This is a genomic window from Pedobacter sp. 05L430 (assembly GCF_056397585.1).
The window spans coordinates 1-14,649 of record NZ_JBFTNT010000015.1 but is presented as its reverse complement, the minus strand read 5'-3'; the positions used below and the strand labels follow the sequence as shown (position 1 = coordinate 14,649).

At 38.8% G+C, this 14,649-nt stretch carries 12 protein-coding genes; 6 read left to right on the top strand and 6 right to left on the bottom strand.

Annotated features, from left to right (window positions below; all coding sequences use genetic code 11):
• Positions 1-31: 31 nt before the first annotated feature.
• Together carB and AC1DG9_RS05460 are read right to left on the bottom strand one after the other, a co-directional pair.
• Positions 32-2,848 (bottom strand): carbamoyl-phosphate synthase large subunit, encoded by a 2,817-nt coding sequence (gene carB, locus AC1DG9_RS05465; RefSeq protein WP_048907899.1) that lies wholly within the window; start codon positions 2,846-2,848, stop codon positions 32-34.
• Positions 2,849-3,066: 218 nt separating this feature from the next.
• Positions 3,067-3,384, bottom strand: a complete 318-nt coding sequence (locus tag AC1DG9_RS05460) for a peptidase associated/transthyretin-like domain-containing protein (protein WP_172659220.1) — start codon at positions 3,382-3,384, stop codon at positions 3,067-3,069.
• 276 nt (positions 3,385-3,660) lie between these two features.
• On the opposite strand from AC1DG9_RS05460, the gene AC1DG9_RS05455 reads away from it, so the two are divergent.
• From AC1DG9_RS05455 to AC1DG9_RS05430, 6 genes are all read left to right on the top strand, one after another.
• Positions 3,661-4,182 (top strand): hypothetical protein, encoded by a 522-nt coding sequence (locus AC1DG9_RS05455; protein WP_477634386.1) that lies wholly within the window; start codon positions 3,661-3,663, stop codon positions 4,180-4,182.
• 73 nt (positions 4,183-4,255) lie between these two features.
• Positions 4,256-4,870: a nicotinamide riboside transporter PnuC gene (gene pnuC / locus AC1DG9_RS05450; RefSeq protein WP_337718235.1), complete on the top strand. Its 615-nt coding sequence runs from the start codon at positions 4,256-4,258 to the stop codon at positions 4,868-4,870.
• On the top strand, positions 4,854-5,381 hold the full coding sequence (locus AC1DG9_RS05445) for an AAA family ATPase (RefSeq protein WP_288884034.1): 528 nt from the start codon (positions 4,854-4,856) through the stop codon (positions 5,379-5,381). Before pnuC ends, AC1DG9_RS05445 begins: the two co-directional genes overlap by 17 nt.
• A gap of 207 nt (positions 5,382-5,588) precedes the next feature.
• On the top strand, positions 5,589-8,063 hold the full coding sequence (locus tag AC1DG9_RS05440; RefSeq protein WP_477612027.1) for a TonB-dependent receptor: 2,475 nt from the start codon (positions 5,589-5,591) through the stop codon (positions 8,061-8,063).
• 4 nt (positions 8,064-8,067) lie between these two features.
• A complete protein-coding gene (locus AC1DG9_RS05435) occupies positions 8,068-8,700 on the top strand; it encodes a thiamine phosphate synthase (protein WP_477634385.1) in 633 nt (210 codons plus the stop codon).
• 66 nt (positions 8,701-8,766) lie between these two features.
• Positions 8,767-10,041, top strand: coding sequence for an MFS transporter (locus tag AC1DG9_RS05430; protein ID WP_337718231.1), 1,275 nt, complete (start codon positions 8,767-8,769; stop codon positions 10,039-10,041).
• 2 nt (positions 10,042-10,043) lie between these two features.
• Here the strand turns inward: AC1DG9_RS05430 and AC1DG9_RS05425 are convergent, their stop codons facing one another.
• From AC1DG9_RS05425 to nagA, 4 genes are all read right to left on the bottom strand, one after another.
• Complete coding sequence (locus AC1DG9_RS05425) at positions 10,044-11,795, bottom strand: ABC transporter ATP-binding protein (RefSeq protein WP_477634383.1); 1,752 nt, start codon at positions 11,793-11,795, stop codon at positions 10,044-10,046.
• A gap of 83 nt (positions 11,796-11,878) precedes the next feature.
• Positions 11,879-12,442, bottom strand: coding sequence for a ribosome recycling factor (gene frr, locus AC1DG9_RS05420; protein WP_048907907.1), 564 nt, complete (start codon positions 12,440-12,442; stop codon positions 11,879-11,881).
• Positions 12,443-12,482: 40 nt separating this feature from the next.
• Positions 12,483-13,190, bottom strand: a complete 708-nt coding sequence (gene pyrH / locus AC1DG9_RS05415; protein ID WP_172659226.1) for a UMP kinase — start codon at positions 13,188-13,190, stop codon at positions 12,483-12,485.
• Positions 13,191-13,213: 23 nt separating this feature from the next.
• Complete coding sequence (gene nagA / locus AC1DG9_RS05410) at positions 13,214-14,335, bottom strand: N-acetylglucosamine-6-phosphate deacetylase (protein ID WP_477634382.1); 1,122 nt, start codon at positions 14,333-14,335, stop codon at positions 13,214-13,216.
• Between the last annotated feature and the right edge of the window lie 314 nt (positions 14,336-14,649).

The following is a 14,649-nucleotide window of genomic DNA, read 5'->3' as shown; positions in this document are numbered from 1 at the left end:
TAATAAAAAAAGTCCCTTTCGGGACTTTATATTATTTAGATAAATACATTGATTTTTCTTTAACAAGCTGTCTGAAGTAAGGATCTTCAGTGTCTTTGATAAATCTGATGGACTCCCCTGTCGACTTCATTTCCGGTCCCAATTCTTTAGTTACCTCAGGGAATTTGTAGAAAGAGAAAACAGGCTCTTTAATCGCATAACCTTCCAATTTACGCTCGATGGTAAAATCTTTCAGTTTATTCACACCTAGCATCACTTTAGCAGCAATGTTGATGTAAGGAACATCATAAGCCTTAGCAATGAAAGGAACAGTTCTCGACGCTCTTGGATTGGCTTCAATTACATATACTTTTTCGTCTTTAACTGCAAACTGAATGTTTAACAAACCGATTACATTTAAGGCTCTCGCAATCTTTTTAGAGTAAGTCTCCATGTCGTTCATTACCTTTTCAGACAAACTGAAAGGTGGCAATACAGCACTAGAGTCTCCAGAGTGAATACCAGCCGGCTCGATATGCTCCATCAATCCAACAATATGAACATCTTCGCCATCACTGATCGAATCCGATTCGGTTTCTTCCGCTCTGTCCAGGAAGTGGTCAATCAGTACGCGGTTACCCGGAAGGTCACCTAATAATTTAACAACGGCCTTTTCAAGATCTTCATCGTTGATCACGATGCTCATCCCCTGTCCACCCAATACATAACTTGGTCTAACCAATACCGGATACCCCACTTCATTTGCTACAACTATTGCTTCTTCAGCATTTTCTGCAACACCATATTTTGGATACGGAATGTCTAATTCTTTGAGCAAGTCAGAGAAACGTCCCCTGTCTTCAGCAACATCCATATCGTTATAAGAAGTGCCAATGATCTTTATGCCGTTTTCCTGGAGCTTCTCAGCCATTTTTAAGGCTGTCTGACCACCCAATTGAACAATAACACCTACTGGATCCTCCAACTCGATGATTTCACGTACATGCTCCCAGAATACCGGCTCAAAGTATAGCTTATCAGCCATATTAAAGTCTGTAGACACCGTCTCAGGGTTACAATTGATCATGATTGCTTCAAAGCCACTCTCTTTCGCGGCGAGCAAACCATGCACACAAGAGTAATCGAATTCTATACCCTGACCAATACGGTTAGGACCAGATCCCAATACAATTACTTTCTTTTTATCTGAACGAAGGGATTCATTCTCTTCTTCAAAAGTAGAGTAGTAATAAGGTGTTTGTGCAGCAAACTCAGCAGCACAAGTATCCACCATTTTATAAACACGTTTGATGCCTAATGACTTCCTGCGCTCATAAACTTCGTCTTCAGTTACATTTCCTAGCAGATAAGCAATCTGAATATCAGAGAAACCTTTCTGCTTTAAAGTAAAGAAGAAATCTTTAGGAATATTATTTAGCGAATAACGTTTCAATTCTGTTTCCAGCTGAACCAATTCATGTATTTGTGACAAGAACCATTTATCAATACGTGTAACTTTACGGATTGACTCTAATGGTACACCCATACTCATGGCATCTTTAATCAGGAACAAACGATTCCAGCTTGGATGCTCAAGACCATGCATAATCTCTTCAATACTGCGGCTATGTTTACCATCAGCACCTAAACCAGCTCTGCCAATTTCCAAACTCTGACAAGCTTTTTGTACCGCTTCAATAAAAGTACGTCCGATGGCCATTACTTCACCTACAGATTTCATCTGCAAGCCCAACTCCATGTTCGCTCCTTTGAATTTATCGAAGTTCCAACGGGGAACTTTCACAATCACATAATCAAGTGTTGGTTCGAAATATGCAGATGTAGTTTTTGTAATTTGGTTTTCCAGCTCATCCAGGTTATAACCTATAGCAAGTTTAGCAGCTATTTTAGCAATCGGATAACCTGTAGCCTTACTGGCCAATGCCGATGAACGCGAAACCCTTGGGTTAATCTCGATTGCAATGATCTCGTCGTTATCCGGATTTACAGAGAACTGTACATTACAACCACCTGCGAAGTTTCCGATCGCGCGCATCATTTTGATCGCCTGATTACGCATATCCTGGTAGCAACGATCAGACAATGTCATGGCAGGTGCCACAGTGATCGAATCGCCTGTGTGAATACCCATTGGATCGAAATTTTCAATAGAACAGATGATGATTACATTGTCATTACTGTCCCTCAACAACTCCAATTCGTATTCTTTCCAGCCTAAAACAGCTTGTTCTACCAATACCTCATGTGTTGGAGAAGCCTCAAGTCCGCGTTTTAAAGCCTGGTCAAATTCTTCTTTCTTGTGTACAAAACCACCACCAAAACCACCTAGGGTATAAGAAGGGCGAATTACCAAAGGATAACCAATCTCCTGAGCAGCTTCTTTACCTTCTAAGAAAGAGTTGGCAATTTTTGAAGTTGCAACCCCTACGCCTATATCAACCATTAACTGGCGGAAGGCTTCACGGTTTTCCGTTTTTTCGATTGCAGCAACATCAACACCAATCACCCGCACGCCATATTTCTCCCAAATTCCACGTTCAGAGGCCTCAATACAAAGATTCAAAGCCGTTTGACCACCCATGGTAGGCAGTACAGCATCTATTTTACGTTCTTGTAAGATCTGCTCAATAGAATCTACTGTCAATGGCCATAGGTAAACATGATCACCGATTACTTTATCGGTCATAATGGTTGCAGGATTGGAGTTGATGATCGAAACTTCAATCCCTTCTTCCTTCAAAGATAGGGCGGCTTGCGATCCTGAATAGTCAAATTCACAAGCTTGACCAATAATAATTGGTCCTGATCCGATAATTAGTACTGAGCGTATCGAGGTGTCTTTWGGCATAAGGCTTTAAAAAGTCTAAAGTTATAAGGGTAAAAAATGCAATTATTGTAGACTGGAATCGTCTTAGAGATTTCTTTGATATCATTAAAGATCCCCGACTCTTCTGTCGGGATGCAAAGTTACGCTTTTGAACGTTAAAAATCAGGTATTTTTTCAAAAACCCTTATAAACTGAAAAAGGGGCTAAATGGCCCCCTTCTCTGCGTTTAATCTATAGAGTTATTGTTCAAGTTTTATTTCCCCAACGTCGGTTACAGTGCTATCAACCACAGCAACGTTCTCAACTGACTTGTCTTTATACGGTGGTTTAGCTTTAACCCATACGGTGTAGGTACCTGGTTTTACATTATTAATGGTAAAACTACCACTACTAAGATCACCTTTTATGGTATCTGTTCCTGCTACGGCAACCACTTGCACCGCACCACTATCAGGAGATACTTTACCTTTGATTCCGCCATCCTTAATGGTAACGAAAGCTAATAACAACAACGAAAACGCTGCAATTACTAAAAAATTCACACTTAACTTTTTCATAGGAATTTGAATTTGCTGACTAAAGAAGCCTCCACAACTCCTGTTAGTCAATATTATTTAACCATCAATTAGTTAGTATCATTGTTCCATATCATATTCTAGCTAGTGCTTGTTAACTACAAACAGATTAAACAAATTGTTTTTATAAAATTTAAAAACAGCTACAAAGACCTACAGTTATTCCAAATATCTGTATATAATTAACTACAAAATCACCTGCCGTGGTGCATAAAAACACTTTTTTTGTGATGGAATAACATTTGCATATTCTYAACTATGAAAAAGATATTACCATTTTTATTTGCAATCACTGTAATTCTGGCTGGTTGCGGAACAGTACAATCTATTATTAAATCTACATTTCCTTACACCGCAACAATAGTTATCCCTGCCYCAAGCAAAAGCGATACGCCTATCTCTGCAAAATCTGCGGCAACAAGTTTTGATGATGTTTTTGGAAATAAAAACGGAACCAATTATATAAAAGAAATTAGAATTGCCTCTGCAAAAATGATCGCCAGCAATCCTAGCAACAAAAGCTTAGGCATGTTTAAGTCTGTAAAGCTTTTTGTATCAAATGAAAACGGTGGCGAGGTCATGGTTGCGTCAAGAAGTGATATACAAGAGAACATTGGCTCTGAACTTGCGTTAGATATAGACAATTCAAAGTTTTTGGACGATTACATAAAGGGAACCAGTCTCCGTGTAAGAGTTGAATATGTTTTAAGAAATAACACAAGCGCTGATGTAAGCATAAGAACATCAATAGGCTTTACTTCATCACCTAAAGCGCAATAAAAGATAAATAGTTTGTTTGGTTTACTATCCGGCATGGAATTCTTCCTGCCGGATTTTTTTTTACTTTTGGTAAATGTTTGATGTTCTAAAGGATAGTTTCACTCAGTTATTTTTACAAACAGGTTTACTGGAATGGCTAGGTGTTTTCACTGGTATACTATGTGTATGGCTTGCCGCCAAAAACAACATATACAATTGGCCCATTGCTATAGTAAGTGTAGTTATCTATATTTTCATCTTCTTCGAATCAAAACTGTATGCCGATATGGGTCTGCAGTTTTACTTTTTCGCGATGAATGTCTACGGCTGGTATTTCTGGAGCAAGAACAGAAATAATCCCGAAGCATCGCGACCAATTACAGTCATTACCAAAAAGGAAATTATGCTTTCCATTTTAGGTGTAATTATTTTTACGTTAATACTGGGCTTTGTACTTAAAAAGAATACAGATGCCTCGTTCCCCTTTTTAGACAGCTTTTGTACGGCCTGTAGTTTAATAGCCCAGATATTTCTTGCAAGAAAGGTATTACAGAACTGGCTGATCTGGATTTTTGTCGATATCATATATGTTGGCATGTACGTTTCAAAAGACCTATATGCAACAGCAGTTATGTATGCATTATATGTTTATATTGCCTCTGTAGGCTATTTAGATTGGAGGAAAACCCACCGTGAACAAACCCATTAAAAAGATAGCCATTGTTGGCCCGGAGAGTACTGGAAAATCAACCATTACCCAGCAGCTTGCAAAACACTTTGATACCTTATGGGTACCTGAATACGCAAGGTATTACTGTGCGGCATTAACCGAACCATGCAATTTGCAGGACGAGGTAAACATGTTTCATGGGCAATTGGCACTCGAAGACTCCATACTAGCCATAGCCGAAAAAGACCTGGTTTTCTGTGATACAACCTTTATCACTGTAAAAATATGGAGCGATGAAGTTTTTGGAGAAACCCCTCAGATTGTTCTTGATGCACTCCCTAAATACAATTACGATTTATACTTGCTGATGGATATTGACCTACCCTGGCAAGAAGATCCTCTTCGCGATTTCCCGCATAAACGAGAACATTTTATGCAGGTATGGCATCAGGAGCTTAAAGCCTTGAACGCAGTATACGTTAAAGTTGGCGGTCAGGGAGAGGATAGATTAAATAACGCAATTACAGCAGTTCAAACATTTTTACACTGATAAAAAAATCAATACCTTTGTACCATCAAAAAGGGGTGCCTTGTTTTGTAAAAAACACGAAAACAGGCTGAGAGCATACCCATTATATCTGTTTACAGATATATGCACCTGATCCGGATAATGCCGGCGGAGGGATTGGAGTTATGGAGTTTAACTGGGCTGTAAGTACCCCTTACTTACAGTGGTTTAACTAAAAGAAACAATAAAGTGAAAAAATTAATGATCACAGCGCTTGCTGTGTTGCTATTGCCGGTGTTGGTAAAAGCGCAATTCTCCATTTCGGGTACCGTATCCGAAAAATCAAATACTACATTACCTGGCGCTACTATTAAGCTAAAAAATAAATCTGCCGGAACAACTGCCGATAAACAGGGAAAATATCAATTAACCAATTTAAAAGCAGGTAATTATACGTTATTAGTAAGCTATCTTGGCTATCAAACAATAGAAAAGAGCATCACAATTAATGCCGATCAAACGCTCGATTTTGTATTAGTTCAATCGGCTTTTCTTGCCGACGAAGTTATTGTAAACGCAACCCGTGCAAATGAAAAGTCTGCAACCACTTATAAAAACATTAGCAAAACAGACATTGAACAAAACAACTTCGGACAAGATCTTCCTTTCATCCTAAACAACACACCAGGTGTGGTTGTTACCTCCGATGCCGGTGCAGGTGTAGGATATACAGGCATTAGAATAAGAGGCAGCGATGCGAGCAGGATAAACGTTACTGTAAACGGGATCCCATATAATGACAGTGAAAGCCAAGGTACATTCTGGGTAAACATGCCTGATTTTGCTTCATCTGTCGACAACGTACAAATCCAACGCGGGGTTGGAACTTCAACAAACGGAGCTGGGGCATTTGGCGGAAGTTTAAACATCCAAACTTCATCAAGCTCAGAAGTCCCTTACGCAGAAATAAACAACACTTATGGAAGCTACAACACCCTTAAAAATACTGTCAAAGTAGGTACCGGTCTTATTGATGGAAAATGGAGCTTTGACGGTCGTTTATCAAGAATCAAATCTGATGGATTTATCGACCGTGCGGCCTCTAATCTTAAATCATACTTCTTATCAGGTGCATATCATGGAAAAACCGATATACTACGTGTAAACGTATTTTCAGGAACTGAAGAAACTTACCAAGCCTGGAACGGTGTTCCTGAAGCTAAACTTAGAGGCGACATTGAGGGCTTAAAAGAACATTACAACAATAATCTCGGCTATCTGTACAACACCCAGGCAGATTCTTTAAACCTTTTCAATTCCGATAACAGAAAATACAATCAGTTCCTTTATAAGGATCAGAACGATAACTACAAACAAAACCATTATCAAGCTTTATACGCAAAACAGTTCAACGAACAATTGTCGTTCAACGGGGCATTACACCTAACCCAGGGCGAAGGATATTTTGAAGAGTATAAAAACAACCAGAAACTTAAAAACTATGGTTTGCCAAATGTTATAGCAGGCGGTTCAACTATTGAAAGAACGGATCTTGTTCGTCGTCGTTGGTTAGATAATAACTTTTATGGTCTTACTTATGCCTTTAACTACCAACCAGAATCTAATTTAAATTTCACACTGGGTGGGGCTTATAACCAATATAGAGGCAAACATTTTGGACAAGTAATATGGGCTCAATATGCATCAACATCAACCAACGATTATCATTACTATGATGGCAAAGGAGACAAGGACGACTTCAATAGCTACTTCAAAGTAAATTATAATCCGGTAACTCAGTTAAGCTTGTTTGCAGACTTACAGTACAGAAATGTGAAATATGATATTTCAGGAACTGACAAGAATCGCAAAAGTTTAGATTACAATAACAACTACAATTTCTTTAATCCTAAAGTTGGAGCTACCTATTTCCTAAACGAGTTAAGCAACTTTTACGCCTCATTTAGTGTTGCAAATAAAGAACCAAACCGCGATGATTTTACCAATTTAAAAGAAGGTCTGGCTGTTCCTAAACCAGAACGTCTAAACAATATAGAGGCAGGCTACCGCTTTAAAAACACAGATTTTAATGTCGGCGTAAATGCGTACGGTATGTTTTACAAAGATCAGCTGATCTTTACCGGCGAAATCAACGAATATTCTGATGCTTACCGTCAAAATGTAGACAAGAGCTATAGGATTGGCCTGGAGCTAGACGCTTCTTATATTATCAGTTCTCACTTTGCTGTTAATGCAAACGCAGCGTTCAGCAGAAATAAGATCAAGAATTATGTAGACTATGTATCAGAATATGATAACGATTTTAACCTGATTAATGTACAGGCTACAAACTATGCAAACCCGGATATTTCTTTCTCGCCAAACTCGGTAATATTTGGAGAGCTGGTTTACAAACTGGTGGCTGGCTTTGCTATTGCCTTACAAAGCAAATACGTGAGTAAGCAATACATGGACAATACTCAAAACGAAAGCCGTAAACTCGATGCTTATTGGGTAAACAATGCAAGGCTTGGTTACGACTTCAGTTTAAAAGGAATCAAAAACATAAACATAGGCCTGCTTGCCAATAACATTCTAAACAGAAAGTACGAAAGCAATGGTTATACCTACAGTTCAATTTACCCATGGGGAACCACAACAGAGAACTTTTACTTCCCTCAGGCCGGAACTAATTTCTTACTTTCGCTAAATTTGAAATTTTAATCCTATGAAGAAGTTCATCGAAAGACTACATTTTATTACACACGACATTGAGCCGTTAACCCATATCGAGCAGGCACAAATAGCTTGTGAGGCTGGGGCAAAGTGGATTCAATACCGCTKTTTAATTAAAAACGACGATGAGCTTTTAGTAGATATCAATGTGATTGCTGAAATCTGTGACGATTGGGGGGCTACCTTAATCGTTACAGATCACATTCACCTTAATGGCAAAGCCGATATACAAGGTTTCCATATAGAAGATATGGACGCTGATTTCACAAAACTAAGAGAACAATTAGGGGAAGCAGTAACTATCGGAGGCTCGTCAAACACAGTTGAAGGTTTAATCAGACTTGCAAAAGAGGGAGCAGACTATGCCGGCTTTGGCCCCTTCCGCGATACGACAACCAAGCCAAACAATGCTCCTCATATTGGTATAGAGGGATATAAAAAAACAATGGCCACCTTAAATCAAAATGGTATTATCTTACCTGTTTTAGCCGTAGGGGGTGTTACCGCCGATGATATAGAGGCACTTATGGAAACCGGTGTTTTTGGCATAGCAGCATCAGCCGCAATTAATCAGGCTGAAGATATGAGAGAAGCATATCTTACATTTTATGACAAGATTATGTAATTGCAAGAAAAATAATCTTAAAATTTATTTGTCTATCAACTACATTTGTTCAAAATATTTTTCCTTTTGGACAATACCGAAATCATAGAAAAACCAGATCCCTACGCTGCCCTTCGTTATAGAGAGTTCAGATCTTACCTCGGAATGCGTTTCTTTTTTACGTTCGCATATCAAATGCAAGCTGTTATTATCGGCTTTCACATCTATCATTTAACTAAGGATCCGCTTGCCTTGGGACTAGTGGGGCTCTGCGAAGCCATACCCGCAATTGGTATTGCACTGTACGGAGGATACGTTGCAGATAAATCAGAAAAAAGAGGCCTCTTACTCAAAATATTCTTCGGAGTATTCCTTTGTTCTTTAGTGATGCTAATTGCCACTACAAAGCAAATGCACGCATACGTACCAACAAGTTATATTGTGCCAATCATGTATTTGATGGTGTTTGGAATAGGTATAGCAAGAGGTTTTTTCAGTCCAGCAACATTCTCTTTAATGGCTCAGATCATTCCTAAAAAGCTTTATCCTAACTCAAGCACCTGGAACAGCTCGAGTTGGCAGCTGGCATCTATACTTGGCCCTGCGGCAGGTGGGTTAATTTATGGATTCTATGGCATAACCGTAACTTACAGTGTCATTATTATCTTTATCTCTATTTCACTGATCTGTATCTTCTTTTTAAAACCACACCCGCCAACTTATATACCAAAAGAAAGCATAGTAAAAAGCCTTACCGAAGGTGTCCATTTTGTATTTAAAAATAAAATGATGCTTGGTGCAATGAGTCTGGACCTGTTCTCTGTATTTTTTGGTGGAGCAGTGGCCCTTTTACCTGTATTTGCTAATGATATTCTTAAAGTAGGCTCAGAAGGCCTGGGATTTATGCGTGCTGCTGCTTCTGGCGGGGCTGTTATTACCATGTTAGCGATGACACGCTTCTCTCCTATGAACAAGCCATGGAGAAACCTTTTGATTGCGGTAACCGGTTTTGGAACCAGTATCATCTGCTATGGTCTATCTAAAAACTTCTACTTAACGCTTGCACTTCTCTTTGCAGAAGGCGCATTTGATAGCATAAGTGTAATCATCAGGTCTACCATTATGCAGTTGCTAACTCCAGATGACATGCGCGGCCGTGTGTCTGCTGTAAACAGTATGTTTATTGGCTCTTCAAATGAAATAGGTGCTTTTGAATCAGGTTTAACTGCAAAACTGATGAGAACAGTGCCTGCCGTAGTATTTGGAGGCAGCATGACCATTCTCGTTGCGGGCGTTACCTACCTCAAAACAAAAAACTTAACCAAGTTAACATTACAGGAAATAAACGAGCAGAATGTTTAACCTTAAACGATAGAGAACCTTTCACCCACCTGTTGTCTCCACATCGCATAGTACAAACCATTCTGAAGCACAAGCTCATCGTGAGTTCCCTGTTCAATTACATTCCCTTTTTCCAATACATAGATCCTATCGGCGTGTTTAATTGTCGATAAGCGGTGGGCAATTAATATCGTCATGTGGTTATCTATATCAGAAACCTCTCTTATTGTTGCTGTAATTTCTTCTTCCGTTAAAGAATCCAACGATGAGGTTGCCTCATCAAAAACCAGGATATCCGGCTTGCGCAATAGTGCTCTGGCAATAGACAAACGCTGCTTTTCACCTCCCGAAACCTTCACTCCACCTTCACCAATCATGGTATCCAAGCCTTTATCCGCTCTGGCCAATAAGTTCTGACAAGCTGCCTGATGTAATACCTTCATACACTCCTCATCGGTTGCCTCAGGCCTTACAAACTGCAAATTCTCTCTTATTGTTCCAGAAAACAATTGCGTATCCTGCGTTACAAAGCCTATTTTCTCTCTCAATTCATCTAGATCTATGTTCGTAGCCGTAACTCCATTGTACTTAATGGCTCCTTCCTTAGGCTCGTACAACCCTACCAGAAGTTTAACAAGCGTAGTTTTACCAGAGCCCGATGGCCCTACAAAGGCAATCGTTTCTCCAAGGTTCGTTTCGAAATTAATGCTATTTAAGGCGTTAGTAGAGGCCGATTGGTGCTTAAAGCTAACCTCATCAAATTCTAATTTTTTGATTTTAGCAATTGATGCCGGATTATCAGGTTTCTTATCTTTTGGAATAGACATGATCCGCTCAAAATTATTTAGCGATACCTCCGTTTCCCTGTAAACATTAAYGATATTACCCAATTCCTGCAAAGGACCAAAAATAAAGAACGAGTAAATGAATAGTGAGAAGAACTCACCCACCGTAATTCTTCCTGCAAAGATCAGGTACATCATCAAAAAGAGCAGCCCGTTACGCAACAGGTTCACAAACGTTCCCTGGATAAAGCTTAAACTGCGGATGTATTTTACCTTTTTAAGCTCTAGTCCTAAAATCTTCGTGGTTGTAGTATTTAACCTGTTTATTTCCTGTTTGGCAAGTCCCAGACTTTTTACCAGCTCAATATTACGCAGCGATTCTGTGGTAGAACCTGCAAGTGATGTTGTTTCTGCTACAATATTCTTTTGAACTTTTTTAATCCGTTTACTTAAAAACGAACTTAAAAACCCAAGTAAAGGAATAGAAGAAAAATACACCACAGCTATAACCCAATATACAGAGATGGCATAAACCGTCACAAAAATGATCCCGATAATACTTGTAAACAAAACATTTATTACCGCCTGAACCAGTTTCTCAGTATCAATCCTAACTTTTTGTAAAATACCTAATGTTTCTCCGCTGCGCTGATCTTCAAAAACCTGATATGGCAGTTCCAAAGAATGAGCAAGACCATCGGAATATATTTTAGCTCCCAGTCTTTGCGTAATCACATTTACATAATAGTCCTGAAAATTCTTGGCGATGCGGGAAACCATTGCTGCTCCCATAGCCAATAAAATAAGTACCCCGGCACCCTTTATAAACTCATCAGTAGTATAATGCTTATAGTTCGTTACATACTTATCAATGATCAGGCGAAAAACATAGGGATCAAGAAAAGAAAATATCTGATTAACTGCAGCCAGAAACAAGGCCAGAAATATCAGACCTTTATAGTTTTTTAAATAGCTGAATAAGATTTTCATAAATAAAATTTGTTAAAAATAAACAAAGGGAATGAAGCATTACTTCCATTCCCTTTAATTTACGTATAAATTATAATCCTGACCTAAACAGTCATGATATCCTTTTCTTTTGCTTCGGCATGTTTATCGATTTTTACAATGTAAGCATCGGTAATTTTTTGAACTTCAGCCTCACCTGTTTTGATCTCATCATCAGAAACACTTTCACCTTTCAATTTCTTAACCTTTTCGTTGGCATCTTTACGGATGTTACGAACGGTAATACGACCTCTTTCAGCTTCCTCTTTAACCTTTTTAACTAAATCCTTTCTACGCTCTTCAGTTAAAGGAGGAACTACCAAACGGATAATAATACCATCGTTTTGAGGGTTAATACCTATGTTTGCTTCCATAATTGCACGTTCAATAGGAACTAGCAAAGCCTTTTCCCAAGGCTGTATAAGCAATGTACGAGCATCTGGAGTGTTGATACTTGCAACCTGGCTTAAAGGAGTAGGATTTCCGTAATAATCAACCATAATACCATCCAGCATACCAGCAGAAGCCTTTCCTGCACGAATTTTCGTCAGTTCCGACTCGCAGTGCAAAATGGCTTTTTCCATGGTAGCCTGAGCATCTTGTAATTGTTTCTTTATGAGGTCATTCATGATGTGTAAAATTTAACCAAACTTATATAAAATATTGCTATTAGTTTTTAACAAGTGTACCAATGCCATCGCCATTTGCGATTTTCATGAAATTACCTGCTTTGTTCATATCAAAAACAATAATTGGGAGTTTATTTTCTTCGCAAAGCGTAAAAGCAGTCATATCCATTACGTTTAACCCATTAGCATAAACTTCTTTAAAAGTAATTTCTGAATATTTAGTAGCTGCAGGATCTTTCTCCGGATCAGCGGTATAAATACCATCAACACGGGTTCCTTTTAAAACAACATCTGCTTTTATCTCAATTGCGCGTAAAGCAGCTGCAGAATCAGTAGTAAAATAAGGATTACCAGTACCTGCTCCAAAAATCACCACACGTCCTTTTTCAAGGTGACGTACAGCTCTTCTGCGAATAAAAGGCTCACAAATCTGCTCCATTTTTATTGCAGTAAGCAATCTTGTTTTAAGACCTACTTTTTCAAGCGCATCTTGCAAGGCCATACTGTTAATTACTGTGGCTAGCATACCCATATAATCGGCTTGAGCACGGTCCATCCCAGATTTTTCAGCACTTAAACCTCTAAAAATATTACCACCACCAATAACAATTGCTATTTCAAGGCCTTTGGCATGTACCGCCTTAATGTCTTCAGCATACTGCTTTACAACCTCATTATCAATACCATACTGCTTATCGCCCATTAGCGATTCGCCACTTAATTTCAATAGGATCCGTTTATACTTCATGACTCCAAAAATAACTATTTGTTTTAATTAATAAGGCTCAAATGTTCAACTCCCTCTGCAAAAACTTTTAACAGCTCTAATTTTTCAGAAAGCAGGACCAAATTCGCCTTATTTCCAACCTTTAAATCGCCCAGTTTAGCATCCAATTCAATCAGCCTTGCCGGGTTTAGTGTGGCTAAATTCAAGGCTGCTGCCAATGGGATGTCGCAATACGCCACACAGTTTTGTACCGCTTGTAACATTGTTATGTTAGATCCAGATAAAGTTCCATCTGAAGTAATGAATTTCTCACCCGAAAGCTGATGCTGATAAGGCCCGATATTACATGAAGTAACCGCATCAGTTATCAAAAAAATTCTTTCACGGAGCAGCTTGTAGCTCATTTTTACAATTTCAAAATCCACATGATTTCCATCTGCAATAATGCTTGCCATTGCCTTAGGGTGACTAAATACCGCGGCAGGCAAATTCGGTGATCTATGATGTATAGAAGGCATTGCATTAAACAAATGCGTTGTGGTTTTAAAGCCCATATCATAAGCTGCAGTAGCTTGCTCAAAATTGGCATCACTATGCCCCAGCGATAACACGATATTATTATCTAGCAGGTAATTGATAACCTCATCGTCCTGAAGTTCGGCAGCAATGGTCATCATTTTTACCGTACCATCTGCATATTCAAGTAACCTTTTTACCTCATCAAGGGAGGCTTTGCAAATGTATTTCTCAATATKGGCTCCTCTGCGTTTTGCATTAATATAAGGGCCCTCCAAATGTAAGCCCAGAAAACCCCTGGCTTCGCTACGATAAGCTTTTGCTGCAGCGATAGATTGATGAACAACCTCCGGAGTGTTAGTTGCTACACAAGCTAAAAAGCTTGTAGTTCCTTTACTTAGCAGATCCAAATCCATTTGACTTAGCGTGTCTGCTGTTGGGTAAGCAGAAAAAAGGTCCTTTCCACTGCCATAAATCTGAAGGTCAATAAAACCAGGACTTAAATAGTTTCCTTCGGCATCTACAATTTCATATCCGACTGGAATCTCTTCGCTGCTGATTTTAACGATCTCACCATTTTCAATTAAGACATTCTGACCTGCAACTTGCAGCCCATCCGCAAAGAACTTACAATTTTTAATAGCTAACATACAAATACAATTATGCCCCAAACTTATATAAAAGTTTTTATTAGAACGTTTCCTGAATAAAAAGAAAAAAAGAGAGCCGCTGCCGTCATCTCGACGATAGGAGAGATCTCTTGATCAAGAAATAACCATAAATCAAATTAGCATAACCAAGAGATCTCTCCTATCGTCGAGATGATTGTTATGACTCATGCAAGTATTTTTTAATATAATTTATGCCGCAATTAATTGATTACTGACATAAGGTTTCTGATGACTTACCACTGCAACCACTCTTAGGGCAATCTTATTTCTTATTGCATTTAAGATGCTCATGG

Excerpts from the sequence above, each read along its gene's own strand:
- AC1DG9_RS05460 (WP_172659220.1), bottom strand. The coding sequence starts at position 3,384 with ATGAAAAAGTTAAGTGTGAATTTTTTAGTAATTGCAGCGTTTTCGTTG.
- pnuC (WP_337718235.1), top strand. The coding sequence starts at position 4,256 with ATGTTTGATGTTCTAAAGGATAGTTTCACTCAGTTATTTTTACAAACA.
- frr (WP_048907907.1), bottom strand. The coding sequence starts at position 12,442 with ATGAATGACCTCATAAAGAAACAATTACAAGATGCTCAGGCTACCATG.
- pyrH (WP_172659226.1), bottom strand. The coding sequence starts at position 13,190 with ATGAAGTATAAACGGATCCTATTGAAATTAAGTGGCGAATCGCTAATG.